Source organism: Phaeobacter sp. S60, assembly GCF_000826845.1.
Taxonomy (GTDB): domain Bacteria; phylum Pseudomonadota; class Alphaproteobacteria; order Rhodobacterales; family Rhodobacteraceae; genus Phaeobacter; species Phaeobacter piscinae.
Map to the genome: position 1 here is coordinate 174,557 of NZ_JSWJ01000003.1, position 24,003 is coordinate 198,559.

The 24,003-nt window shown below is 59.1% G+C and carries 22 protein-coding genes; 15 read left to right on the top strand and 7 right to left on the bottom strand.

Annotated features, from left to right (window positions below; genetic code table 11):
• Positions 1–12: 12 nt before the first annotated feature.
• From OO25_RS02420 to OO25_RS02430, 3 genes are all read left to right on the top strand, one after another.
• Positions 13–1,350, top strand: coding sequence for a sigma-54 dependent transcriptional regulator (locus OO25_RS02420; RefSeq protein ID WP_014879832.1), 1,338 nt, complete (start codon positions 13–15; stop codon positions 1,348–1,350).
• Between the two features lie 563 nt (positions 1,351–1,913).
• The gene (locus tag OO25_RS02425; protein ID WP_040178302.1) at positions 1,914–4,850 is read left to right on the top strand and encodes a ribonuclease E/G; all 2,937 of its coding nucleotides are present in this window, start codon (positions 1,914–1,916) and stop codon (positions 4,848–4,850) included.
• Positions 4,851–4,926: 76 nt separating this feature from the next.
• Positions 4,927–5,352 (top strand): nuclear transport factor 2 family protein, encoded by a 426-nt coding sequence (locus tag OO25_RS02430; RefSeq protein ID WP_040178304.1) that lies wholly within the window; start codon positions 4,927–4,929, stop codon positions 5,350–5,352.
• Between the two features lie 2 nt (positions 5,353–5,354).
• On the opposite strand, the gene OO25_RS02435 is transcribed toward OO25_RS02430, so the two are convergent.
• Positions 5,355–5,588 carry a sulfurtransferase TusA family protein gene (locus tag OO25_RS02435; protein WP_040169560.1) on the bottom strand — a complete coding sequence of 78 codons (234 nt, stop codon included), beginning with the start codon at positions 5,586–5,588 and terminating at the stop codon, positions 5,355–5,357.
• Positions 5,589–5,681: 93 nt separating this feature from the next.
• On the opposite strand from OO25_RS02435, the gene OO25_RS02440 reads away from it, so the two are divergent.
• From OO25_RS02440 to OO25_RS02450, 3 genes are all read left to right on the top strand, one after another.
• A complete protein-coding gene (locus OO25_RS02440) occupies positions 5,682–6,434 on the top strand; it encodes a cytochrome c biogenesis CcdA family protein (protein WP_040168812.1) in 753 nt (250 codons plus the stop codon).
• A gap of 251 nt (positions 6,435–6,685) precedes the next feature.
• Positions 6,686–7,894, top strand: a complete 1,209-nt coding sequence (locus tag OO25_RS02445; protein ID WP_369808848.1) for a hypothetical protein — start codon at positions 6,686–6,688, stop codon at positions 7,892–7,894.
• Positions 7,894–9,324, top strand: a complete 1,431-nt coding sequence (locus OO25_RS02450; RefSeq protein ID WP_082035276.1) for a cytochrome P450 — start codon at positions 7,894–7,896, stop codon at positions 9,322–9,324. The genes OO25_RS02445 and OO25_RS02450 overlap by 1 nt, the downstream gene beginning before the upstream one ends.
• Positions 9,325–9,466: 142 nt before the next feature.
• On the opposite strand, the gene OO25_RS02455 is transcribed toward OO25_RS02450, so the two are convergent.
• The 3 genes from OO25_RS02455 to fumC are packed head-to-tail and all read right to left on the bottom strand — an operon-like array spanning position 9,467 to position 11,278.
• Positions 9,467–9,685, bottom strand: a complete 219-nt coding sequence (locus OO25_RS02455) for a ribbon-helix-helix domain-containing protein (protein WP_029601902.1) — start codon at positions 9,683–9,685, stop codon at positions 9,467–9,469.
• Complete coding sequence (locus OO25_RS02460; protein ID WP_040178306.1) at positions 9,678–9,884, bottom strand: DUF4169 family protein; 207 nt, start codon at positions 9,882–9,884, stop codon at positions 9,678–9,680. The genes OO25_RS02455 and OO25_RS02460 overlap by 8 nt, the downstream gene beginning before the upstream one ends.
• Entirely contained in the window at positions 9,884–11,278 is a 1,395-nt protein-coding gene (gene fumC, locus OO25_RS02465) for a class II fumarate hydratase (RefSeq protein WP_040168824.1), read from the bottom strand. The genes OO25_RS02460 and fumC overlap by 1 nt, the downstream gene beginning before the upstream one ends.
• Positions 11,279–11,493: 215 nt before the next feature.
• Here fumC and OO25_RS02470 point away from each other — a divergent pair, with 215 nt between their 5' ends.
• Positions 11,494–12,135 (top strand): hypothetical protein, encoded by a 642-nt coding sequence (locus tag OO25_RS02470; RefSeq protein WP_040178307.1) that lies wholly within the window; start codon positions 11,494–11,496, stop codon positions 12,133–12,135.
• 153 nt (positions 12,136–12,288) lie between these two features.
• Here the strand turns inward: OO25_RS02470 and OO25_RS02475 are convergent, their stop codons facing one another.
• From OO25_RS02475 to OO25_RS02485, 3 genes are all read right to left on the bottom strand, one after another.
• Positions 12,289–12,765 carry an SspB family protein gene (locus tag OO25_RS02475; RefSeq protein WP_024097465.1) on the bottom strand — a complete coding sequence of 159 codons (477 nt, stop codon included), beginning with the start codon at positions 12,763–12,765 and terminating at the stop codon, positions 12,289–12,291.
• A gap of 135 nt (positions 12,766–12,900) precedes the next feature.
• The gene (chrA, locus tag OO25_RS02480; protein WP_040168831.1) at positions 12,901–14,199 is read right to left on the bottom strand and encodes a chromate efflux transporter; all 1,299 of its coding nucleotides are present in this window, start codon (positions 14,197–14,199) and stop codon (positions 12,901–12,903) included.
• A 136-nt stretch (positions 14,200–14,335) separates the two neighbouring features.
• A complete protein-coding gene (locus tag OO25_RS02485) occupies positions 14,336–14,776 on the bottom strand; it encodes a nuclear transport factor 2 family protein (RefSeq protein WP_040168833.1) in 441 nt (146 codons plus the stop codon).
• A 438-nt stretch (positions 14,777–15,214) separates the two neighbouring features.
• Between OO25_RS02485 and OO25_RS02490 the strand changes: the two genes are divergently transcribed.
• From OO25_RS02490 to OO25_RS02530, 8 genes are all read left to right on the top strand, one after another.
• Positions 15,215–16,336 carry an efflux RND transporter periplasmic adaptor subunit gene (locus tag OO25_RS02490; protein ID WP_040178308.1) on the top strand — a complete coding sequence of 374 codons (1,122 nt, stop codon included), beginning with the start codon at positions 15,215–15,217 and terminating at the stop codon, positions 16,334–16,336.
• A 28-nt stretch (positions 16,337–16,364) separates the two neighbouring features.
• On the top strand, positions 16,365–17,072 hold the full coding sequence (locus OO25_RS02495; protein WP_040178310.1) for an ABC transporter ATP-binding protein: 708 nt from the start codon (positions 16,365–16,367) through the stop codon (positions 17,070–17,072).
• On the top strand, positions 17,069–18,211 hold the full coding sequence (locus tag OO25_RS02500) for an ABC transporter permease (protein WP_040178312.1): 1,143 nt from the start codon (positions 17,069–17,071) through the stop codon (positions 18,209–18,211). Before OO25_RS02495 ends, OO25_RS02500 begins: the two co-directional genes overlap by 4 nt.
• A gap of 16 nt (positions 18,212–18,227) precedes the next feature.
• The gene (locus tag OO25_RS02505; RefSeq protein ID WP_242406964.1) at positions 18,228–19,418 is read left to right on the top strand and encodes an ABC transporter permease; all 1,191 of its coding nucleotides are present in this window, start codon (positions 18,228–18,230) and stop codon (positions 19,416–19,418) included.
• Positions 19,419–20,106: 688 nt separating this feature from the next.
• On the top strand, positions 20,107–21,042 hold the full coding sequence (locus OO25_RS02510) for a 3-oxoacyl-[acyl-carrier-protein] synthase III C-terminal domain-containing protein (RefSeq protein ID WP_040178314.1): 936 nt from the start codon (positions 20,107–20,109) through the stop codon (positions 21,040–21,042).
• 25 nt (positions 21,043–21,067) lie between these two features.
• Positions 21,068–21,328 (top strand): acyl carrier protein, encoded by a 261-nt coding sequence (locus tag OO25_RS02515; RefSeq protein ID WP_040168843.1) that lies wholly within the window; start codon positions 21,068–21,070, stop codon positions 21,326–21,328.
• Positions 21,321–22,001 (top strand): hypothetical protein, encoded by a 681-nt coding sequence (locus OO25_RS02520; protein ID WP_040178315.1) that lies wholly within the window; start codon positions 21,321–21,323, stop codon positions 21,999–22,001. Before OO25_RS02515 ends, OO25_RS02520 begins: the two co-directional genes overlap by 8 nt.
• Before the next feature lie 516 nt (positions 22,002–22,517).
• Positions 22,518–23,897, top strand: coding sequence for a hypothetical protein (locus OO25_RS02530; protein ID WP_242406965.1), 1,380 nt, complete (start codon positions 22,518–22,520; stop codon positions 23,895–23,897).
• Positions 23,898–24,003: the final 106 nt, after the last annotated feature.

Genomic DNA, 24,003 nt, shown 5'->3' on the forward strand with positions numbered 1-24,003 from the left:
GAGGGCACGCGAATGGCACAGGCCATGAAAATCGCGATCGTCGATGATGAACAGGATATGCGACAGTCGATCAGCCAATGGCTGGCGCTGTCTGGCTATGACACCGAGACCTTTGCCAGCGCCGAAGATGCGCTGAAAGTGCTGGGGCCGGATTATCCCGGCATTGTCATCTCGGATATCAAAATGCCCGGCATGGACGGGATGCAGTTCCTGAAGAAACTGATGGGCAGCGACTCTGCGCTGCCGGTGATCATGATCACCGGTCACGGCGATGTGCCGATGGCGGTTGAGGCGATGCGGGTCGGGGCCTTCGATTTTCTCGAAAAACCCTTCAACCCGGATCGCATGTCAGAGCTGGCCAAACGGGCCACGGGCGCGCGCCGCCTGACGTTGGACAACCGGGTGCTGCGCCGCGAGCTGTCTGATGGCAGCACCATCATGAAGAAACTCATCGGCTCCAGCCCGGTGATGGAGCGCCTGCGCGAAGATATCCTCGATCTGGGGCAGGCCGACGGCCATGTTCTGATCGACGGCGAGACCGGCACCGGCAAGACGCTGGTGGCGCACGCGCTGCATGCGGTGGGCAGCCGGGCGGGCAAGAAATTCGTGCTGGTCTCCTGTGCCGCACTGGAGGAGGAGGCGCTGTCCAAGCGTCTGTTTGGCCCGATGCTGCCCGAAGACAGCATGCTGCCCGCCATCGAGGAGGCCCGCGGCGGCACGCTGGTGCTGGAAGATATCGACGCGCTGAGCGAGACGCTGCAGGCCAAGCTTTTGAGTGTGATCAATGAGCAGGGCATCCCTGGCGAGACCCGCATCGTGGCGATTTCGAACCTGCAGGAGGCAGGCAAGACTTGCGAGGACGCGCTGCGCCCGGATCTGTTTTACCGGTTGGCGGCGCTGCGTATCACGGTGCCACCGCTGCGCCAGCGCGGCGAGGATATCCTGACCCTGTTCACCCGTCTTAGCGAGCAGTTCTCCGAAGAATATGGCTGTGACGCGCCCCAAGTCAGCGCGCAGGAGGCGGCCCAGCTGTTGCAGGCGCCCTGGCCGGGCAATGTACGCCAGTTGATCAATATCGCCGAACGGGCCGTGCTGCAGTCGCGTCGCGGCTCTGGCACCATTGCCTCGCTCCTGATGTCCGATCATGAGGATATGCAACCGGTGATGACCACCGAGGGCAAACCACTGAAGGAATATGTCGAAGCCTTCGAGCGGATGCTGATCGACAACACCATGCGCCGCCACAAAGGCTCCATCGCCAGTGTCATGGACGAATTGTGCCTGCCGCGCCGGACGCTGAATGAAAAAATGGCCAAATACGGCCTGCAACGCTCCGACTATCTGTCCTGAGTGCTGATCCACGCGCATTCACAGGCAGGGCCGCATCCTCCGGAGTGCGGCCCTTGCTGTTTGCTAACGAATTATTCACCAATTTTCGCCTAAGAACCAAGTAGATAGTATTTAGATTGCGGCTGTGACGAATGACCATTGTCATTACCTATCCACAGGTCTTATGCTGTCCAAATGAGGATGGGACCCTCGTGATCCTGCCCCTCTTGATGAGATTCGCTGCCTTTGTTTTTGTCCGGCAAGATCCGAGAAAGCAAAGTCAGACCGATTGGCCCCGCAGTATTCCGGGGCAGTTTAGCACCTGACTGAGGTTTCTCAGCAGGGATATAATCAGGGCAGGGCGCGGGTATTCCCACCTGTCGGAGAAGAAACGCGATGACGCGCGCGAGAGAGAACAGCAGACAGGCAGGAGGGCCGGACAGATGTTCCGGGGCTAACCGCTGTACTGCATGGGCCAATCGCGCGCCACAAGACATCGCCCAGACAAGACACCACCCCGATCGTTCACGTCCGCCCGGCAACGGGCCAGATGCGCGCGTGCGCGGCAGGTGCACCAAGGACACATGGCAAAGAAGATGCTTATTGATGCCACCCACGCGGAAGAGACCCGCGTCGTGGTGGTCGACGGAAACAAGGTTGAGGAATTTGACTTTGAATCCGAAAACAAACGCCAGCTTGCTGGCAATATCTACCTCGCAAAAGTAACCCGCGTCGAACCGTCGCTGCAGGCGGCTTTTGTGGACTATGGCGGCAACCGCCATGGCTTCCTCGCGTTTTCGGAAATTCACCCCGACTACTATCAGATCCCGGTCGCCGACCGTGAGGCGCTGATGGAAGAAGAGCGCGCCTATGCCGAGGCACAGCGCGCGCGTGATGACGAAGAGGATGCCAAACCTGCCAAGCGGCAGTCGCGGTCGCGTCGTGGCCGGACCAAAGCTGCGGAGGTGAAATCCGCGGACGTGGTCGAGACCAAGGACGTCAGCCCCGAAACCGCTGAAAACGGCGCTGATATCGCGGGTATGGAAACCATTGACCTGACCGATGAGGTCGCAGCCGCCGAGACCAAGCTGGCGGAGGTTCCTGAGGCCGCTCAAACGGAGGCCGCTGCCGCCGATGACGCGACCGTTGCTGAACCGGTTGTGGAAGAGGCCGTCAAAGAGGCCTCGGACACACCTGAGGCGCAGGACGCATCCGGTGAGGCCGAGGGCGCGGCAGATACGGCGACACCTGAGGCGGATGACGCCGCAGAGGACGCGGAGTCTGATGACAGTGTCGATAAGGACGCTGGTGCAGATGCGACGGCGAAGGATGAGAATATCGAATCCGTCGCCGATGAGGATGACAGCGAAGATATTCGCCCGGTACGCAAACCGCGCCCACGTCGCTACAAAATTCAGGAAGTGATCAAGGTTCGTCAGGTCCTGCTCGTTCAGGTCGTGAAAGAGGAACGCGGCAACAAGGGCGCTGCCCTGACCACCTATCTGTCGCTGGCTGGCCGTTACTGCGTTCTGATGCCCAACACCGCGCGCGGTGGTGGCATCTCCCGCAAGATCACCAATGCCGCCGACCGCAAAAAGCTGAAGGACATCGCCGTTGAACTCGACGTGCCGACCGGCGCCGGGCTTATTGTCCGCACCGCGGGCGCCAAACGCACCAAATCCGAGATCAAGCGCGACTATGAATATCTGCAGCGCCTGTGGGAACAGATCCGCGAGCTGACGCTGAAATCCATCGCGCCCGCGAAGATCTACGAAGAAGGCGATCTGATCAAACGCTCGATCCGCGATCTTTACAGCCGCGAGATTGACGAGGTTCTGGTTGAGGGCGAACGCGGCTACCGCATCGCCAAGGACTTCATGAAGATGATCATGCCGTCCCACGCCAAGAACGTGAAAAACTATCAGGACCAGCTGCCGCTGTTCGCGCGCTTCCAGGTCGAAAGCTACCTCGGCGCGATGTTCAATCCGACGGTGCAGCTGAAATCCGGTGGCTATATCGTGATTGGCGTCACCGAGGCACTGGTGGCCATCGACGTGAACTCCGGCCGCGCCACCAAGGAAGGCTCGATCGAAGAAACCGCGCTGAAGACCAACCTGGAGGCCGCCGAAGAGGTGGCCCGCCAGCTGCGCCTGCGCGACCTTGCCGGTCTTATTGTCATCGACTTCATCGACATGGACGAGCGCAAGAACAACGCCGCCGTCGAAAAGCGGATGAAGGACAAGCTGAAGACCGACCGCGCCCGCATCCAGGTGGGCCGGATCTCCGGCTTTGGCCTGATGGAAATGTCGCGTCAGCGTCTGCGTCCCGGCATGATCGAGGCGACAACCGCGCCTTGCCCGCATTGCCATGGTACCGGCCTGATCCGCTCGGATGACTCGCTGGCATTGTCGATCCTGCGCCAGATCGAGGAGGAAGGCACCCGCCGTCGCTCCCGCGAGGTGCTGGTGCGCTGCCCGGTCAGCATTGCCAACTATCTGATGAACCAGAAGCGCGAGCATATCGCCCAGATCGAAACCCGCTACGGTCTGTCCGTGCGGATCGAAGGGGACCCGCATCTGGTCAGCCCGGATTTCTCGCTTGAGAAGTTCAAAACCGCGTCCCGCGTGGTGCCTGTTGCCGCAGCGCCTGTGGTGTCCGTCGATACCTCGATCATGGATCAGGTTGATGCGGATGAGGCGCATGACGAGGCGGATGAGGCCGAGGCTGAAACCAATGACGCCGACGTCGCAGAGGTACAGACCGCAGGTGATGAGGGCGAGGGCGACAATAAACCCAAGCGCAAGCGTCGCCGTCGGCGTCGCCGGAAATCCTCCGGTGGGGACGGTGATGACAGCAACAACGCCGCTCAGGCTGATGCAAACGCGGACGACCAGACGGCGTCGGATGGCGCCGCTGCGGACGAGGCCGACGCCAAGGCTGAGCCAGCAGAGAGCGCCGATGCCAAAGAGGGCGAGGGTGACGGTGAGGTGAAGAAGCGCACCCGCACCCGGACCCGCTCGCGCAGCCGCAAGAAGAAGACTGACGAGACAGTCACAGCTGAGTCCGACGCCCCGGCGGAGACGGACGCCAAGGCAGAGCCTGTGGCTGAGGTCAAAGAGGTGGTTGAGGACGCAAAGGCAGAGGACAGCAAACCTGCCGAGGCTCCGGTTGTTGAGAGCGCTGAGACGCCCGCTGAGGCTGCTGCGGAACCCGCAGCGCTGAACGGTGACGCCGCCGCAGAGGTGCCCGCCGCCGCCGCCGAAGCAGAGACCGCCGCCGTAGCTGAGGAGGCCGCACCGAGCCAGATCGTGGCGGATGAGGCCACCGCTGAAGATGTTGTCGCAGATCAGGACACCCCTGCCGCTGAGGAAACAGCACCAGAGGCTGACGAGCCACAGACCGCAGAGGCCTCGACGGAAGAGGTAGAGACAGCCCCGGAGCCGGAGCTGGCCACCGCTGATGCCGAACCGGCAAGCCCGCCGAAGCCGAAACGGCGCGGCTGGTGGTCGGTTGGCAGCTGATCGCAAAAGACTGAAAAGGCGGGCATCAGGCCCGCCTTTTTCATGTCAGGACCATCTGGCCGCTATGCGAGGAACGATGCAAACTGAAAACACCTCTCAGCCGGAGATGCTGGTGCAAGAGTTGCTGGCAGCTGAAACCGCTGTCTGGACCGCATTGCAACAGGGCGATATCGCGGCTGACAGGGCCGCATTGCATCCGAAGTTTCTCGGCGTCTATCCAAGCGGCTTTGCCGGGCGGGACGATCATACCGATCAGCTGTCACAGGGGCCGACGGTGGCAGAGTTCAGCATCGAGGATGCGCGCGTTCTGCCGCTTGGCCCCGAGACAGCGCTGCTGGCGTACCGCGCCAGCTACACCCGTCCGGGGCAGGCAGAGGGGGAGGCTGAAGGCGCTGCGATGTATGTCAGTTCGATTTGGCAGCGTCAGGATGGCGGCTGGATCAATATCTTCAGTCAGGACACCGAAGCCCTGCCAGAGGGGGCGGAAAACCCGCTCCCCTGATCTTAGCCACCCTTGCGGATCAGGTAGATTTGATGCTGCGGATTGTCGCGGATTTCCAGCAGCTCATGGCCTGCCTCATGGCAGAAATGCGGGATGTCCACCACCGCAGCCGGGTCATCGGCATGTACCTCCAATACCCTGCCAGAGGCCAATGGTTTCAGACGCTTACGTGCCTTTAGCACGGGCAGAGGGCAGAGCAGCCCGAGGGCGTCGAGGATCTCGTTTTCGTGGGTCATCCCTTGCAGATAATCCGGTTGTTTCATCCTGTCCACAAGGTTGTGACCAGCTCCCCCCGTGACCTTTGTCGGAGGCTGGTCTAAGGGTTGGGCATGTTTGGAATTGAAATCATCGACGCAGGGCTGATCCCTGCCATGCTGGTGGCGCTGACGGCTGGATTGGTCAGTTTTCTGTCGCCCTGTGTCCTGCCTATCGTGCCACCCTATCTGGCCTATATGAGCGGCGTCTCCATTGGAGAGATCCAAGGCACGGCGCGGGCAAGACGCAAGGCCATTGTGGCCGCGCTGTTCTTCATCATGGGGCTGTCTACGGTGTTTCTGCTGCTGGGCTTCACCGCTTCGGCCTTTGGCGCGTTTGTGCTGCAGAATCAGGAGCTTTTTGCGCAGGTCTCCGGCGTTGTGGTGATTGTCTTCGGGCTGCATTTCCTTTCCGTGTTCCGCATTCCGCTGCTTGATCGTGAGGCGCGGATGGAAACCGATCAATCCGGCGGCTCGGCGGTTGGGGCTTATATTCTTGGGCTGGCCTTTGCCTTCGGCTGGACTCCCTGCATCGGCCCTCAACTCGGCGCGATCTTGTCGCTGGCGGCAACCGAGGCTTCGGTCACACGCGGCACCTTGCTGCTGGGGATCTACGCATTGGGACTGGGTGTGCCGTTTCTCTTGGCCGCGATCTTCCTCACCCGCTCCATGGTGCTGATGAACCGGATCAAGCCCTACATGGGCGTGATTGAGAAGTTCATGGGCGGGCTGCTGATCTTTGTCGGTGTGATGCTTGTCACCGGTCTGTTTTCTGAATTCTCCTTCTGGCTGTTGGAGACCTTCCCGGCGCTGGCAACACTCGGCTGATCCGAACGACCCACTGCAGCTTTTGCACGGATCAAAAGCCCCGCTCGGCAAATCACCGGCGGGGCTTACGCTTTTGATGCAGCGCGGCTAAGCTGAGCGGACAACAACAGGCAAATCGGGCCGCGCAATCCGTGCAAGAGCAGAACCCCAAAACCCCCACAGCCAGTGCGCCGCACCGGGATCCGGACGGCGCACCGCAGGATCCGCCGGTACGTCGTCGCAAGGTCTTCTATATCCCCGGCTACGACCCGATGCCGCCGCGCCGCTACCGTGAGCTTTATCGCAGTGAGGGCGCAGCGCAGGCCGAGATTTCCGGCTATCAGCTGTCTCTGGTGCCGCGTCCCAAGAGCGCGACCGCGACCGACGGCGCAGGCGGCTTTGGCTGGCAGGTCCACGCAGAGATTGAGGGGCATGAGGTCGACACCGATGTTGACGTGCTGGTCTGGTCCGACATCGTGCAGGACAGCATGGATCCATCCATTGCCGAGACCTATTGGCAGATGCTTCGCACCGCATGGATCTATATCTCCACCGGAACGCTGCGACGGCTGATGTGGCTGCGCAAAGGGCCGGTCATTGCTGCCCTGTACCCCGTGGGGATGCTGGTGCTGCAGGCGGCGTTGGCCTTCATCGTGGCGCTGGTCATCGCGCGTCTGGGGCAGGGGGGCGTTGCCCGGCTTGGGCTGACCTCCACCTGGGGTGCGGCGCTGGCCGCACTGGTGTTTTGGGTCGCCGGTCTGGTTGCGGCAGCCATGCTGTTGCGTTGGTTCCGGCGGCAGGATGGTCGCCTCTTTGCCTATTATCTGATGCATGATTACGCCCATTCCGCAGCCCTGCGCGGCGCCTACGCACCCGAGCTGGAGCAGCGTATCGCCCAATTCGCGGGTGAGATTGCCGTGGCGCTCAGCGATCCCAGCTATGATGAGGTGCTGGTGGTGGGCCATTCGTCCGGGGCGCATGTCGGTGTCAGCGTGCTGGCTGATGTGCAGCGCAGCGGGCTGGCGGGGCGTCATGCGGTGCTGGGGTTTTTGAGCCTGGGGCAGGTGGTGCCGATGGTCTCCTTCCTGCCTGAGGCGCATCGCCTGCGGCGTGATCTGCGTGACCTCTCCGGGCGGGGAGATCTTTGCTGGGTCGACGTCACCGCACCGGGGGATGGCTGCGCCTTTGCGCTCTGTGATCCGGTCGCGGTCACGGGGGTGTCCCCACCGCAGAAACGCTGGCCGCTGGTTATCTCGGCGGCCTTTACCCAGACCCTCAGCCCGGCACGATGGGCGGCGCTGCGCTGGCGCTTCTTCCGGCTGCATTTCCAATATCTCTGCGCCTTTGATCAGCCGGGAGATTACGACTATTTTCTGATCACGGCAGGTCCGCGCACATTGGAAAGCCGCTATCGCAACCGCAATCCGTCGCGCTCACGCATTGATGTGACCGCGTCCAAATACACTTCGGTTGGTGGGTGATGGGGGATCTGCCGCACTTGGATGATCGCCATGACAGCGAGGCTGCTGCGTCAGCTGGTGGACCTGTGATCATCCCGCCAAAACCTGCGGCCCGCGCCGCCAAGGTTTCGCTCTGGCGCTATCTGCGGCTGTTTCGCGCGGATCTTCTCTCGGCGCAGCCGGCCAAGCTTTATCGTGCCTGGATGGCAGAGTTTCGCACGCCCTTCTTTCGGTCCTTTCTGGTCAATCAACCGGATCTGGTGCGCACGGTGCTAAAGGACCGCCCGGAGGTATTCCCGAAATCCAACCGCATTGGTGAGGGGCTGCGCCCGTTGCTTGGGAATTCGGTCTTTCTCACCAATGGTGAGGTCTGGAAACGGCAGCGCCGGATCATTGACCCCGCGTTTGAAGGAGGCCGGCTGCGAGAGATCTATCCGGCAATGTATGCCGCTGCGGAGGCAGCTGTGGCGCGGTTATCGACTCAATTGGAGCAGCAACCGGACCGCCCCATTGAAATCGAGGCGGAAACCTCCCACGCGGCAGCGGATGTGATCTTCCGCACGCTGTTTTCGATCCCGATTGAGCATCATCTGGCACAGGAGGTGTTTCACCGGTTTCGGGCCTATCAGCAGGGGCAGCCCATCCTCAATCTCGCGGCCTTTGTGCCGCTGCCATGCTGGCTGCCCAGATTTCACCGACCCGCCACGCGGCGGAATGCGGCCCGGATCCGGGGTCTGATCAGGGATCTCACAAACCAGCGCATGACGGCCATCGCATCGGGCCAGGCACCGGATGATCTGGCCACCAAGATCATGACCACACAAGACCCCGAAACCGGTGAGCTGTTCACGACGGATGAGATGGTTGATCAGGTGGCGATCTTTTTTCTGGCCGGGCATGAGACCAGCGCGTCTGCATTGGCCTGGGCACTTTATCTGGTGGCTTTGGCCCCCGACTGGCAGGAGGAAATCGCAACGGAGGCGGCGGCGCTGTCTCTGGACCAGTTTGCCGCGGCGGCTAAGCTGCGGATCAGTCGCGATGTCTTCCGCGAGGCGCTGCGCCTTTATCCGCCGGTGCCGATGATGGTGCGAGAGGCCAGTTGCCCGCAGCAGTTTCGCGGCCGGACTGTTCCAAAGGGCGCGCAGGTGGTGCTGAGCCCCTGGCACCTGCACCGTCACGAGCGGCTCTGGGAAAACCCGGACGGATTTGATCCCGGTCGCTGGCAGACGGAGAACGGCAAGACCTGCCAGCGCGAGGCCTATATTCCGTTCTCGGCTGGACCGCGTGTCTGTACAGGTGCCGGTTTTGCAATGATTGAAGGACCGTTGATCCTGTCGCTGATCCTACAGCGGTTTCGGGTGAAACCTGTTGCGGAGCAAGAACCCGTGCCAGTCGCGCATCTGACAGTTCGGTCGAAAAACGGGATCTGGTTGCGACTCATTCCGCGCTAGCCCAGCAGCCGTTCAGTGCCCCGCTTTTCACGACGCACCACGCCGCCTTTTGCAGCGGCTTGCGACGGGAATAGTTGCAGCAATCAGGCATCAGCGGTGAAGGTGGGCAAGGACCGGCATCTCTCTAAGATGCCAAACTTGGTTAACGTGACCTTAAGCGTCGCAGCACATGCAGGCGAATGGCTGAGGCCAAACCGCAGTCCACGCCTCTGGTCTCGTCAATTTCGGCGGCCAGATCGTTGATGGCACGCCCGTCTTCAGCCGCAATCTCGCGGAAGGCCTGCCAGAACTCATCCTCCAGCGAGACCGAGGTCCGATGACCGCGCAGGGTCAGGGAGTGTTTCCGCGGGCGATTAGTCATCGTCGGTCTCGGGCGCGTCGCGCTTCGTGCCATCCAGTCGCCGGACGTCTTGCGCGTTGCGGGCCTTGTCCAGATCCTTCTCAGCCTTGGTCCGGCCATAGGTCACGGCATTCTGGTCAGCGCGGGCCTTTTTCTCAGCCCGCGCCTTTTCCTTGCGATACCGGTTCAGATTAACCGGGCCTGAACCGGAACCAGCCATCAGTCTTTCGGGCCGATCATCTGCTCGGGACGGACAACGGCGTCAAACGTCGCCTCATCCACGAAGCCAAGCGCGATTGCCTCTTCCTTCAGCGTGGTGCCGTTCTTATGCGCGGTCTTGGCGACCTTGGTGGCATTGTCATAACCGATTGTGGGCGCCAGTGCGGTGACCAGCATCAGCGACTCTTTCATCAGCTTGTCGATGCGCGGTTCATTGGCCTCAATGCCGTTCAGCATCCGCTCGGTGAAGCTGTCCGCCGCATCACCCAAGAGCTGGATCGACTGCAGCAGATTGTAGGACATCATCGGGTTGTAGACGTTCAACTCGAAATGCCCTTGCGAGCCTGCAAATTTGATCGCCGCGTCATTGCCCATGACGTGGGCTGCGACCTGCGTCAGCGCCTCGGCCTGTGTCGGGTTCACCTTGCCCGGCATGATCGAGGACCCCGGCTCGTTTTCCGGCAGGATCAGCTCACCCAGACCGGAGCGCGGGCCAGAGCCGAGGAAGCGGATGTCGTTGGCGATCTTGTAGCAGCTGCCTGCGATCGTGGCCAAAGCGCCCGACAGGAACACCATGGCGTCATGGGCGGCCAGCGCCTCGAATTTGTTCGGCGCGGTGACAAAGGGCAGGCCGGTGATTTCGGCCATATTGGCAGCGACTTCTTCGCCCCAGCCCTTTTGGGTGTTGAGGCCAGTGCCCACGGCGGTGCCGCCCTGCGCCAGCTCATAGATGCCGGGCATCGCCGCCTCGACCCGCGCCAGACCCTGACGGATCTGATGCGCATAGCCGCCAAATTCCTGCCCCAGCGTCAGCGGGGTGGCGTCCTGGGTATGGGTACGGCCGATCTTGATGATGTCCTTGAACGCCTCGGCTTTGGTTTCCAGCCCTTCGGCCAGTTTGGTCAGCCCGGGCACCAGCACGTCACGCACGGACATCGCGGTGGCGATATGCATGGCGGTGGGGAAGGTGTCGTTGGAAGACTGGCCCATGTTGCAGTGATCATTCGGGTGCACCGGATCCTTGGAGCCGATCACACCGCCGAGGATCTCAATCGCGCGGTTGGCGATCACCTCGTTGGAGTTCATGTTGGACTGGGTGCCGGACCCGGTCTGCCAGACCACCAGTGGGAAGTTGTCGTCAAACTTGCCCTCGATCACCTCGCCCGCCGCCTCAATGACCGCATCGGCGATCTTGGCGTCCAGCTTGCCCGAGGCCTTGTTGGCCATGGCGCAGGCCTGTTTGATCACCCCCAACGCACGCACGATGGCGACGGGCTGTTTTTCCCAGCCGATGGGGAAGTTCATGATCGACCGCTGGGTCTGGGCGCCCCAGTATTTGTTGGCGGGGACCTCAAGCGGACCGAAGCTGTCGGTTTCGGTGCGGGTATCGGACATAAGTCTCTCTCCGTCTGATGATGACTAAATGTATGCGTCGGTATGCCGTCTACCCCGGTCCGGGCCACGAGGCAATTGCGCAGTTTCGCGCAGCATAGCCATTCCGAACCCAAGGTATAGGGGCCATTGCAGGATGAGTTATTGCACCAGATCAGAAGACCGCTAGATTAAGCGCAGTTACACCCGCGACAGACAACAATCCAAAGGATCTGCCCGTGCTGACATATCAAGCCAAACCGCCACAGCAGGCCGCGACCAAGGGCAGGCATCGGCGCCCTGCGCGGGGCATAACGCTGTCTCTGGCGCGGCTACAGTGGCAGGTCCAGACGGGTTTTCTGACGCTGTTGATGATCATGGCGCTGGCGGGGCAGGTGATTGCGGCCGATGTGCGCCCGTTCTTCGGGCGTTATCAGGGCTCGCTAGAGGTGCCCAACCCCGATGGCAGCAAGGAACAGCGCGATGCGACCGTCCGGATTGGTCCCCTCGCCAACAGTGACGACGGGTTTTATGTTCAATGGACCACAACCTCGCTGAAGAAGGACGGGCGCCGCAAAACCAAATCCTACAATGTAGAATTCCAGCCAACCGAACGGGCTGATATCTTCGCCGCCGCGATGAAGCGCAATGTTTTCGGGCATACTGTGCAGCTTGACCCGATGAAGGGGGAGCCTTACGTCTGGGGCCGGATTATCGGGGACACGCTGACGGTGTTTTCGATGTTTATTGGCCCCAATGGCGACTACGAAATGCAGCAGTATGATCGCACATTGGCGGAGGGCGGACTGGATCTTGTTTATTCCTCGCATCGCAACGGTTTCCCGCGCAAAGAATTGAAGACCTTTCTTGAGCGCCGTTAATGCCTTGGTCTGAAGCCTGTAAATATATTTATTAACAGCACATTAAGGGGTGAACCTCATCTCACCATCACCCCAGATGTGAAAAATGCGCCGCATGGGTTATGCAGCGCATCTGTCTAAGTGGGCACAGGCCCAGCTAAGCTGGAAATTCTGTTACTTGCGGAAACTGTCGAGCGAGACGACGTCAGCGGGTTTCTTGTCCGCCGGATCTTCCTCCACCTCAATCTCGATATCATCGTCGAGTTCGGCGACCATTTCCTCAACCTCGTCGTCATCCTCCGGGGATTCAAAGCGCAGGCCAAACTCCACAGACGGATCCACAAAGGTCTTGATCGCGTCGTAAGGAATATACAGCGGCTCTGGTGCATCGCCGAAATTCAGCGTGATGGCAAACCCGTCCTCGCCGACATCCAGATTGTCGAACCAGTGCTGCATGACCACGGTCATCTCGCCGGGGTAGCGGTCCGACAGCCAATCCGCCAGTTCCGCATCCGGGTGTGAGGTATCAAAGGTGATAAAGAAATGGTGGTTGCCGGGCAGCCCGTGCTCCGCCACCCCATCCAGAACCGAGCGGATCAGGCCACGCATGGCCGAATGCATCAGATTTCCATAGTCAATTTCGCGGGACATTCCGATACCCTTAAATCTCTTTGCGTTCAGAATACGGATTTCTGACGGAAACTAAAGGGTCGCTCGTTAGAGATTCGTAAATAATTTCTGACACTAGCAGGACAATGAACTTTGTTTGTACAGCGGTTGCCCAGCCTAGGTGACTTGCCATATCGCGATCCCAAGCCCTGCCATGACGGGCAAAATCAAGGCCAGTCGGCCGCCGCAGACCAGCGCCACAACCGGCGCTGCCAGCACCAACAGGGCGGCAGAGACATCAAGGCTGGCCATGACCGGCAGCATAAGCGAGATCGCAGGCAGCTCCAGCGTGACAGTCTCGCGAAACAGCACATGCAGCAAAAACCAGACCGAAAGGTTGAGGATCACGCCCACCACAACGGCTGTAATCGCCCGCAATGCGGCGCCCAGCCGGGGATGGCTGGCAATCCGCTCCACATGAGGGGCGGCGAGAAAGATCCAGAGGAAACAAGGCATAAACGTCGCCCAAAGCGCCACCAACCCAGCCGCCAGCGCCATCCACATGCCAGAGGCCAGCGCGCCGGCCAGCATCGCCACAAATTGCGTCACCAGGATCAGCGGTCCCGGTGTTGTCTCCGCCAGCCCCAGTGCATCAATCATCTGACCGGTTTCGATCCACTGGTACTGCGCGACCACGGTCTGCGACATATAGGCCAGCACCGCATAGGCGCCGCCGAAGGTGACCACGGCCAGCTTGGCAAAAAACCAGCCAATATCCGCCAGCAGCTGCGGGCCAAACAGGCTCAGCGCGCCGAGGGGCAGTAGCCACAAACCACCCCAGAGCAACAGCGTTACCCAGAGCGGCCCCGCGGTCGCGGGTGTCCGCGCCGCAGGCTCAACCTTCGCCGAAACCCCACGCAGACTGCCGAGGAGTGCGGCGGTCAGCAAGACCAGCGGAAACGGCAGATCAAAGAGAAACAACGCGAAGAATCCAAACGCGGCCAGTGCCAGATCCGTCCCCCCATGCAACGCCTTCTTTCCCAGCCGCTGGAGGGCCTGCAAAACGATAGCAACAACTGCGGCTTTGATGCCGAGAAATCCGGCCTGCACAATCGGTTGCGTGCCAAAGTTCACGTATAGATAAACCAGTGCGGCAATCACCAATGCCCCCGGCAGCACAAACAGCAGCCCAGCCAGAACACCACCAAGGCCGCCGCGCAACCGCCAGCCGGCATAGGTGGCCAATTGCATCGCCTCAGGTCCCGGCAGCATCATGCAAAACGACAGCGCGCGCAGAAACCCGGCCTCACTCAGCCAGGTGCGATCCTCGACCAGTTCCTTATGCATCAGCGCAATCTGAGCTGCCGGTCCTCCAAAGGACATCAACCCGATACGGCCAAAAACCCGGACCAGATCGGCCATAGCGATCGCGTCGCCTTTTGGGGAGGTTTTGGAATCTGCTAATATCTCGGTCATAGGCGCCCCGTCGACTGGTCGACGACCTTCTACCATCAACAGTGCACTGTTCCAGTAGCCTGCGGCCCTGATGAGGCGAAAAACCGTAACTTATGCAGACTCGTAAATAGGTGTGGCGGCCGACTGGGATGATCAGTCAGGTCTCATCGGTCCATGCCAACCGTTCGCCCGTCATACAGACAGGTAGACAATCCTGTGGCAACTGGCCGAGTTGCTCGAACATGGTCATATAGTCGAAGTTCGACAGGAACTCCCTGATCTGGTCATCCTGCATCCGGACAATCAATTGGCCGAAGTAATCCAGCGGCTCCTCCGCGTTTCGCCCATAACCGCGCACCCAAATCCGGATAGCTGCAAGGTCGCCGTCGTCCAGCGCGTGGGTCAGCGTCAGATTGAGATCGTGAATGATATTGCTAAGGGTCGCAACCACCTCTCTATAGTCTTCGGCGATAGCAACAGTGCCATGGAGTGGGCCATTGACCTCTAGTTCGGGATGAAACATCGGCTCAACCAGATCTAGGTTCTGATCCACCCAGACATCATGAAACCACTGAAAGAGCCGTTCGCTGTTTTTCATTTTTCCTCGAAGGTTTACAGGAAGAGGCCGAACTGATGCACACCAATTTCTTGGTGTGGGACATTGGCGGTCGGTGCCACTGCTGACGCGACCTAGCGCCATTATTGCGATCACACATCAGACTGGACCACAGGTGTTAACAAGACCTCAATGATCGAATTCAGCCTCGTCCCGCGACGATATCAGCCACAGAGCGTAAAAGCCATCACATGCTGTGCGATTGGTGCACAAGCCTAACTTGGATTGACCAAGGGAAAGACCGTCTTGGCAGCAGAGAGGGTAGCCATGGAGGATGCGGCTAGATCAATCTGGCAGTGCTCCGTGACCTGCAAGCAGCGATCCGTGCTCGGATCTAGACGTTCAACATTAGGGAAATACAGTGTCAAATGACGATTTGGTACGTCATGCGCGGCTTATAGGTCGCGCTCCGAAGTGAAAATGGCCGATCCATGGGCCATGAACATTCACACCGATACCCACCGAAATCTTGCCGAGGCCTTGACCCCGCTTCCAGCTGGATCCGCTTCGGATGGTCACACCTCTAAGGGCCAGCCGCGTCGTGCGTTGGCGGCGCTGCGAATGCTGCTGTTCGCAGCTTTTCTTGGTGTAGGTGGGCTTTTCCTTTGGTCGGCTGAGTTGCCTGTCGTTGCGGGTGTGCGCGAGTGGGCTGGAATCCAACTGGAGCCAAGAGATCCGGCGATTCAGCGCGAACCAGCTGCTGTCGACACATCAGATTCCGGTCCAATCAGCGACCACCAATCGGCACCTATCCTTGCTCCGGCGGGCGAGATCACGGGGTCGGGGTACGTTACCGTTCAAAACTATGCTTCGGTCTTTGCAAAGTACGAGGGAACCATTACGCAACTGTTTGTCGAATTGGGGGATCAGGTCCACGCGGGACAGAAACTGGCTGAGGTCAGCGATCCCGGCGCCCAATTTGCATTGCAGACTGCACAGATCGATCAGGCGCTTGCAGTGCTTCAGCGAGATACCCGACGTATTGAGGTTGAGCAATCCATACGTGACCATGTCCGGTTGTCATCACTGCTGGCTAAGGAAACCGTCACGGCACGCGCGACACAGGATGCTGCCACGGCGTTGGAGTTGGCACGAACCGCTTTGAGGCAGGCGGAGCAAGAAGTGCTTATGGCGGATCTGAAGGTTCAGATCGCTCAGGAACATGTCGATGAGCTGATCATCAGGGCACCGGTGTCTGGAACGGTGACAGATCTCTCTGCCCGTATCGGCAATAGCGTCCTTGCGCGCGTTGATACCATCCGGAGCACGGACAACCTCATGGTCATCACTGACACAGCGTCAGTCTACCTGGATGCCGAGGTTGCTGAAACCAATGTGTCGCGTCTTCGGGTGGGATTGACTGGGGAGGCTGTTTTGGATGGCTACCCGGACCAGCCCTTTGGATTTCGCGTCGCGGGTATTTCGCCAGTCGTGTCAGCCGAAAGGGGCACGATCACACTGCGTCTCACTCTCGACAGCCCCCCAGATGGCATTCGCCCCAATATGGCGGCCCGCATCCGTATCGCCTTGGGTGATACTTGATCGCCCAATCTTTAGAGGAGTAGCTTTTATGCCCCCATCTCAGACCATGCCCTTCATCCAGTTTGATAGTGTCTCAAAGGGTTTCACCTTCGGCAAGGACAAACTCCAGATATTCTCGAGCCTCAGTCTCTCGATCGGCGCCGGCGAATTTGTCGCGGTGATGGGGCCATCTGGATCCGGGAAATCGACGATGCTCAACCTGCTGAGCGGGATTGATGCACCTGACCAGGGCAGCATTAGGATCGGCAATTCAAAACTTGAACAGATGGGCGAAGCCAAGAAATCCAATTGGCGTGCCCATAACGTGGGCATCGTCTTTCAGTTCTATAATCTGCTGCCAACTCTGAATGTGGCCGAAAATATCGAATTGCCACTGCTACTGAAACCCATTGGGCGGGCCGAGCGCCGTGCACGGGTCGAGAAGATCATTGATTTGGTTGGCCTTTCAGGACGTGGCAAACAACTCCCCTCCAGCATGTCCGGCGGACAGCAGCAGCGGGTGGGCATAGCCCGCGCCATCGTCAGCGATCCGCCTCTGCTTCTGTGCGACGAACCCACGGGTGATCTGGACCGCGCCTCGGCTGACGAGGTGTTGGAGGTGCTGGGGTTTCTCAATCGCGAACTGAAGAAGACTATTGTGATGGTCACCCATGATCCTGAGGCTGCAACCCATGCAAGCCGTGTACTGCACCTAAACAAGGGGCAATTCATCGAGACACAAGAGGTCGCCGCATGACCTTTCTGACATTGGCCAGACGCAATGCTTGGCGCAAACCCATGCGAACCCTGCTTTTGGTCTTCTGTATTGCAGTCGCGTTCCTGATCTACGGGCTGACAGCCAGTTTTCTGTCGGGAACCCAAGGCACAGCTGGGGCAAATGATGATGTGCTTGGCGTCATGAACAAATCGGGCCGGGGTCATACATTGCCGATCGCCTATCAGCGCCGCATTTCCTCAGTGGAGGGCGTGGCCGATGTGGCCTATATGTCCCGCCTGCGCGGCTACAGCGAGGTTGAGCGCAATGTCGTCGTCGCCAACGCGGTAGTTGCGGATGACATTGCGCGGATCAACAGCGAGAGCCTCGGTCTGACACCGGATCTCCTGGCCGCGCTGAAACAGGGCCGTGATCGTGTTCTGGTCGGGCGCGCGCTTGCCGATGCGCAAGGTTGGCGTGCCGGGCAGCGAATTGACATCACCTCGTTCAATATCTTGCAGAAAGCAGGTGGTCGCAATTGGGGGTTTGAAGTCGGCGGCGTGTTTGAAGGGGCGACCGCAAGTACCGACACTTATTTCATGCTGGCAAACTACGAATACGTGAACGCGTTGCGGGCACGGAATGTGGATACCGTTGACAGCTTCGTGGTGCAGCCAGCACCGGATATCGCGGCCAGTGCACTCGCCGCACGTATTGACGCGCTCTTTGCTAATACTGGAGCGCCGACAAAAACGCAGTCTGAAAAGCAATTTCTGGAGGCCTTTCTGCGCCAGTTCGCGGATGTTGAACTGATCGTATCGCTCGTTGTCGGCGCAGCCTTTGTGACCATCCTGATGATTGTCATCAATACGATGCTGTTTGCGGTGCGCGAACGGACCTTTGAAATCGGCGTTCTTAAGACGCTTGGATTCACCAATCAGTTCATCGCTGTTCTAATTCTTTGTGAAACGCTGCTTATTTTCGTTCTCGGCGGGTTTATCGGCGTGGCACTGACCAAACTTGCAACACAGGTTGCCAGTCCGGCGCTTGGTCTTGTCTTGACCCCGGCTGTTGTGGGCAAGGCGACGATCATCACGGTGTCCCTGGGGATTTTCACCGGTTTGCTGCCCGCGGGTCTAGCAATGCGGACCACAGTTTCCAACGCGTTCAGGGCGAGGTAGTCAGATGTTTTTGCAAGTGAAACAAACCTTGGTGATGATCTCTGCCAATTTACGCAGCCTGCCACAGCGGCTCTGGATTTCGCTCTCCATGGTGCTCTCAGTTGCACTGGTGGTAGCGGTTCTGACCGGGTTCCTGGCGATGGCGAAGGGGTTCGAGACGGCTTTGGCTGGAAATGGTTCACCCGGAATTGTCGTGATTTTGGGTGGTGGCACCAACCAGGAAACCAGCTCTGACATGCCATCAGGCGTGATCCGCAGCCTTCAGGCCACATCGGCTGATCTGGGGTTGAAACGTGGCGAGACAGGGGCGGTTGTCTTCTCCCGTGAGATTGTCGTACCGGTCGAAATTCAGACAGCGACGGATGGATCACTGCAAACCTTGGCACTGCGCGGTATGGATCCCACGGGCGTCGCGCTAAGACCGAATGCGGAAGTGGCGGTCGGGCGCAGTTTTTCACAAGGCACCCGGGAAATCGTGGTGGGTCGCAACCTTGCTGCGCGCGCGCGCATCTTTGGTATTGGTCAGACCGTGCGATTGGGGGCCGTCGATTGGCTGGTTGTCGGGCATTTCGATGCCGATGGTGGCGCAATGGAATCTGAAATCTGGGGGCCGCTTGAGGCGGTGCAATCCGCTTTTGATCAGATGGGGCAGGTGCAGGTTCTGCGTGCATCGTTGATCACCCCGCAGGCATTGGGCACGGTGCAGGCCGCCCTGCCTGCACTGTCGCAAACGCCACTGACTGCGGTGACAGAGTTACAGCTTTTGTCAGCGCAATCGGCGCGGACCTCCACGCTGATCCGACTGTTCGGTTGGCCGCTGGCGATCTTGATGTCGATTGGGGCCACGGTTGGAGCAATCAACACGATGATGACTTCGGTGTCCAATCGTGCCATGGAGATCGCCACCGTGCGCACGCTCGGCTTTTCCCGCTTGTCAGCTTTTGCCGGCACGTGGGTCGAGGCCGTGGCGCTTTCGGTCGCTGGCGCGGTTTTGGGCGCTGCTGCTTCGTGGCTATTATTCAATGGGTGGCAGGCAAGCACAGTCGGCCCGAATAATACGACCACTGGCTTTCAACTAGAGGTGAGCCTTGATGTTCTAAAGGATGGTGCGCTTTTGGGGATCGCCATTGGAATGGTGGGCGGTGCTCTGCCAGCATTGGCGGCAACACGGGTGAAACTCGCGACAGCCCTGCGTTCAGCCGGGTAGCCATTCTGGAAGCTGCAAGCGGGCAGACAGTGCCGGCTCCATTATTGGGGTCGGCATTCCCTATTCGAAGGGTGAGGCCAGCAGACGGTTCTGGCCAAAAATCCGTGGATGGGAAGCCTTCCATCTGCGCCTGCAGGGTGCCCATGTGGCAATGGACCAGGTCTTTCAATACCTGCATAGTGGAATGGATCTGAGTTTAACTCGCGACCCAGGCCTCCGAACAACCCTCATCAATGATCCAAAACTGGGCGCTCCTCTGGGAAACCGAGTAGCGAGGTGGGCTGGTTGATACCAAATTAATGAGTGACCGCCCCCCGCGTTGACAGAAGATGATTCCTTTTGGGGTCCACTGTCGCGCCTGTCACCTGATGCTGCGGCCGCACCGCCATGCTCCCGGTATTCGTCTTTATGATAATCTCCCTCAGGTTGTATTATGCAAAGGATGTTTCGGCAAATGAACAATCCTGTTCCCAAGGAAAGCCAACGGTTCTCGACCGGCTTGGCTGGTGCTGACCTCTGGCGGCCCGCGACTGTCCCTTAGGGAAGCTAAAGGTTCGATTATACGTTCTAAAGGGTACATTATCGTGAAAAAGGTCGTTCTCTGGTTGCGCGAAATTCACAGACTACAACGTGAAATCGCTGACCAAGGCCTGTTTTCGACCAGGTTCGTCAGCAAAAAGGACACGTTATGCTGGCGCTCAATCACATTTGCTTTCCCGATGACGAAATCAAACGCATCCCCCTGCAAGATCTTGGCCCTAGCCATGGTTTGACCTCTGGGTCTGTGAAAATGTACCAGCGCTTCTTCGAGCTTGAGAGTGTCGGGCTGCATTGCGGAGATTTGAGCGAAATGCTTGGCTCCGCGCTCAGCCCGCTGCTGGCGGGCTACCCCAACCTCGGGAATGAGAGCGGTGTCATCTATTACTGCCGCACGCAAACTCACCATGGGTTTGCGGACGAAAACTGGCTGCGCGGTCTCGTTGACACCTATGGTCTCGAGGGCTGGGATGTCACCTCTCTGACGATGACCAGCTGTGCCACGGCCCTTGCGGCAATGCGGTTTATCCAGGCGTGTGAAGAAGATCGGCCGGTGATCATCCTTACTGGCGAGAAGGCCTTTCACTACAATGTTGCGCGCTTGCCGGTGGGGTTGCTGGGCGAGTTGCCCACTGCGGCGCTGTTCAATGCAGGTCCCGGAAAATGGAGTCTGCTCGACAGCCAGGTGCGTCATCTGCCGCGCTACTTCCAAAATCCAGATGCTATGGCAGTTGAGGACCGGCGCGCGCTTCAGAAAGACTATCTGACAGGACTGATCCGCTTCGTTGAGGATTGTCTGAGCAATTGCGCAGATGTGCTTCACCCGGACTTTCGGGTCTTACCCCATAACCTGAACCTTCCCGTGACACGGGCGCTTCTGCGTCATTTCAATTGGGATCAGCGATGCGTCCAGGGTGACATCCACGGCCTCGGTCACGGCTATTGCTCCGACATCTTTGTAAATCTGAGTGAGTACGAGGTGTCGCAGACTGATCAGATTTCACCTGGCACTCAGTTGTTGGTGCTGGCGGCGGGGACGGGTGTGACCTTTGCGACCTGTCTGCTGGAACGAACGGACATCACTTAAAAAGAGGTATGGAACATTGACAGCGATGATTTTCAAGGCAATCGAGACCGCGCTTTCCGAGGTTACGGAACGGCAGGTGAGCGGGATCACACCTGAGACTGAGCTAGACAAAGCTTTTGATCTGGATTCTTACATGTTCGTACAGTTCCTGCTGGCGCTGGAGGATCAGATCGACGGGCTACAGTTCGACCCGGACGCTATCGGACAACAAGAGTTCAATCGCGCGGCATCTCTGGTCAGCCACATCCAAGACCGCATCGGCGTGCGGCAGGCTGAACATGTTTGATCTGGAAAGCGCAGACAGCCTGTCGTCACTGACGGCCATGGCGCGCAACCATGCGCCTAAAGAAGCACTGGCTGAACTGGGGCGGCTGCTGACAGGTGCGCCTGCCTATCCCGCCTACAATGGGATGGCCCTCCATGCTTCAGATCGCGACGTGACAGATACTGTGGCAATTCGTGATCTCAGCCAGCCGGGCCGATCGCCTATGCTGACCGGATCGCTGGAGGAGGTTGGGCTCGAGGCATTTGACCTGCAGTTGTCGCAGAGTGATGCGGCTTTGCTGCCAGAGATGACAGATATGAGCGCAGCATTCTTAGCGGTGCGGTTGGGCTGGCTGCTGCGCTGTCTTGATCTGGCGTTTAGGCAACTGGAGGGTCGTGAGAGCTTTGGGATCAAGCTTCTTCATCAACCGCTCATCAAGGCACAGTTCTCCGAAATCAACGCCGCTGCGGAGCGTCTGAGTTGCGAGAACCAGCTGCCTGGTGAAAGCATGGCGACCATGAGACTGTCAGCGCATCGTGAGGTCGGGCGTCTGTTCAGCAAAGCAGCCAAGCTCATGGGTGGCCGCGGTCTTCTTGAAGGGCAATGCCACGGGTTGGAGTTTCTGGATACAGTGCTTTTTGCGCTGATACGGCCTGCGCTTGGCGTGGGCTCTGACGATCTGGAACGGGGCTGACCATGACCCGTACGAGCGGTTTTAACTTTGATGTCAAAGGGATGACAGTTGTTTCTCAAGGGGCTTGCAATCCTGCGCTATGCGGATTGTCTCCTGGGCAATCCTTCACAAAGTCGCCAACTCCCAAACGCGAGCCCTTGCCTGAGCTTGGACCAGATAGCCGTGTCCCTCTGGTCTACCTTCACCGCGACTATCACGCCGATGAACGCTCGCCCAAGCTGCTCGACATACTCAGCGACCTGCAACATGGCGGGCCGGTTCATGCTTTGCGGATCAGCAGCGCTGTTACCGTGACCTCGGCACGTTCTTTTGTGCAGGCACTATTGGGGCAGTTTCCGACCATCGTTGTCTTAGAGGATGGATCACAGCCCGCCCAGGCCTGGAACGGGCGGTTTTATGTCCTTTCATCGAACAACAGTGCGGACCACATCTCTGCGGATCCTTGTGTTGGATCCGCGGCACTGTCCGCCCCGCGATCGCCTCTTGGCACTCATTCCCCCTCTGCGCGGAGTTAGCATGATGCAACCAGCCACCTTCCCAGCCGTCGCGGATGACGGGCTACCTCCTTCACGCCGGTCGCTCGGATCGGTGCTCTCTGAAATTATTGTCATGGCAATCCCATTTGCCGCGGGCGCGATCATCGTGTCGGGGCTACATCTGGGGAAGGTTGCTGTCCTCGCACGCGCGCCTCAGGCGGGCCCACTTGAGCTGCAATCCATGCTGCAACCTGCCTTTCTGCTGGTGCTGGCTTTGATGGAAGGTCTGGCGATCTCCAATCAGGTGTTCAGCGCCAGATCAAAGAACAATTGGCCGCGCTCGGCGATCTTCCCCGCGTCCTGGCGGATGTCGGCTTATGCAGTTTTAGGGCTGATTGTTGTGGCGGTGCTGGCCTACTTTGCGAGCTCATTCCTGCCCGTTGAAGATGCGCTTCTTCGCCGCACGCTCGACTATCTGCCGCTCTACATTCTGTCTTTGAGCGCTTTCGTGGTGTTCGATATCTTCTACGCCGCGATGCGCGGGCAGGGGAAGCTGGCACGCAGCTTGATACCCTTTCTCGGCCTGGCGGCGATTGATCTGTCCACCACCTACGTCCTGTTGACGGAATACAACATGGGCTTTGAGGCGGTGTTGTTCGGTAATCTGGCGGGACCGCTCGTAATGTTACCGGTTATTGTCCTGCTGCTGAAACGCGAGGCCGGTCCAGTTGTCACCCATGTCAAGGAACAGGTGAAGATCCGTACGACACAGCTGTTGATGTTTGTCGGTACACCTATTTCGCTGACAATTCTGGTGGGCTCTCTCAGCGCAGCAGTGATCTTCCCCGTGCTCGCAGACTTTGGCAGCGAATATGCCTCTGCGTTTCTGGTCGTGATGCGCCTTCGGGTATCCTTCATGATCCCGGCCATCGCGCTTGGATCGGTAATTGCGATCCTTGTCAATCAGTTGTCGGACAGCAGCACTCCGGCTGCGCGGCTACAGTATCTCGGCATTGGCGTACCGGTCGTGCTTGGCTTTTATGCACTGCTAACAGCTCTGCTGCCCTTTTGGGGAGGGCCAATGATTGCCCTTCTCGTGTCGCCCGAACATACAACCACTGAATTGCGGGCGGCGACCGATCTGGTGATGCAGGGCTTGCAGCTGACCTTCTTCTTTGTCTCGGGGGCTGCGATGCTACAGGTGGTGATGGAGCAATTGGGGCGGGCGACGCAAGTTCTTATAATCGCGATTGTCACTGAGCTGATCACCGGGTCAGTGGTGTTTTATGCACAATATGCCGGTCACAATCTGGATATAGCGATCTTGCTGTTGTGTGGGGTCAGCGGACTGACCTTTGCGCTGTTTCTGATCCAGTTCGGATTTCTTCTGCGCCAACTGGGGCGGTGCGATGCTGTATGAACTCGCACTACCAGGATTGTTGCTACAGGGGGGCTATCGCTGGTTGCGTACGGCCTGGCGTACAACTCCAAGAGAACCCGCGCTGCGGCTACGCTCTGCGCGCGCC

Bases quoted from the DNA above. Each gene is read 5' to 3' on its own strand.
- OO25_RS02420 (WP_014879832.1), top strand. From the start codon at position 13: ATGGCACAGGCCATGAAAATCGCGATCGTCGATGATGAACAGGATATG.
- OO25_RS02425 (WP_040178302.1), top strand. From the start codon at position 1,914: ATGGCAAAGAAGATGCTTATTGATGCCACCCACGCGGAAGAGACCCGC.
- OO25_RS02430 (WP_040178304.1), top strand. From the start codon at position 4,927: ATGCAAACTGAAAACACCTCTCAGCCGGAGATGCTGGTGCAAGAGTTG.
- OO25_RS02435 (WP_040169560.1), bottom strand. From the start codon at position 5,588: ATGACCCACGAAAACGAGATCCTCGACGCCCTCGGGCTGCTCTGCCCT.
- OO25_RS02440 (WP_040168812.1), top strand. From the start codon at position 5,682: ATGTTTGGAATTGAAATCATCGACGCAGGGCTGATCCCTGCCATGCTG.
- OO25_RS02445 (WP_369808848.1), top strand. From the start codon at position 6,686: ATGCCGCCGCGCCGCTACCGTGAGCTTTATCGCAGTGAGGGCGCAGCG.
- OO25_RS02450 (WP_082035276.1), top strand. From the start codon at position 7,894: ATGGGGGATCTGCCGCACTTGGATGATCGCCATGACAGCGAGGCTGCT.
- OO25_RS02455 (WP_029601902.1), bottom strand. From the start codon at position 9,685: ATGACTAATCGCCCGCGGAAACACTCCCTGACCCTGCGCGGTCATCGG.
- OO25_RS02460 (WP_040178306.1), bottom strand. From the start codon at position 9,884: ATGGCTGGTTCCGGTTCAGGCCCGGTTAATCTGAACCGGTATCGCAAG.
- fumC (WP_040168824.1), bottom strand. From the start codon at position 11,278: ATGTCCGATACCCGCACCGAAACCGACAGCTTCGGTCCGCTTGAGGTC.
- OO25_RS02475 (WP_024097465.1), bottom strand. From the start codon at position 12,765: ATGTCCCGCGAAATTGACTATGGAAATCTGATGCATTCGGCCATGCGT.
- chrA (WP_040168831.1), bottom strand. From the start codon at position 14,199: ATGACCGAGATATTAGCAGATTCCAAAACCTCCCCAAAAGGCGACGCG.
- OO25_RS02485 (WP_040168833.1), bottom strand. From the start codon at position 14,776: ATGAAAAACAGCGAACGGCTCTTTCAGTGGTTTCATGATGTCTGGGTG.
- OO25_RS02490 (WP_040178308.1), top strand. From the start codon at position 15,215: ATGGCCGATCCATGGGCCATGAACATTCACACCGATACCCACCGAAAT.
- OO25_RS02495 (WP_040178310.1), top strand. From the start codon at position 16,365: ATGCCCCCATCTCAGACCATGCCCTTCATCCAGTTTGATAGTGTCTCA.
- OO25_RS02500 (WP_040178312.1), top strand. From the start codon at position 17,069: ATGACCTTTCTGACATTGGCCAGACGCAATGCTTGGCGCAAACCCATG.
- OO25_RS02510 (WP_040178314.1), top strand. From the start codon at position 20,107: ATGCTGGCGCTCAATCACATTTGCTTTCCCGATGACGAAATCAAACGC.
- OO25_RS02515 (WP_040168843.1), top strand. From the start codon at position 21,068: ATGATTTTCAAGGCAATCGAGACCGCGCTTTCCGAGGTTACGGAACGG.
- OO25_RS02520 (WP_040178315.1), top strand. From the start codon at position 21,321: ATGTTTGATCTGGAAAGCGCAGACAGCCTGTCGTCACTGACGGCCATG.
- OO25_RS02530 (WP_242406965.1), top strand. From the start codon at position 22,518: ATGATGCAACCAGCCACCTTCCCAGCCGTCGCGGATGACGGGCTACCT.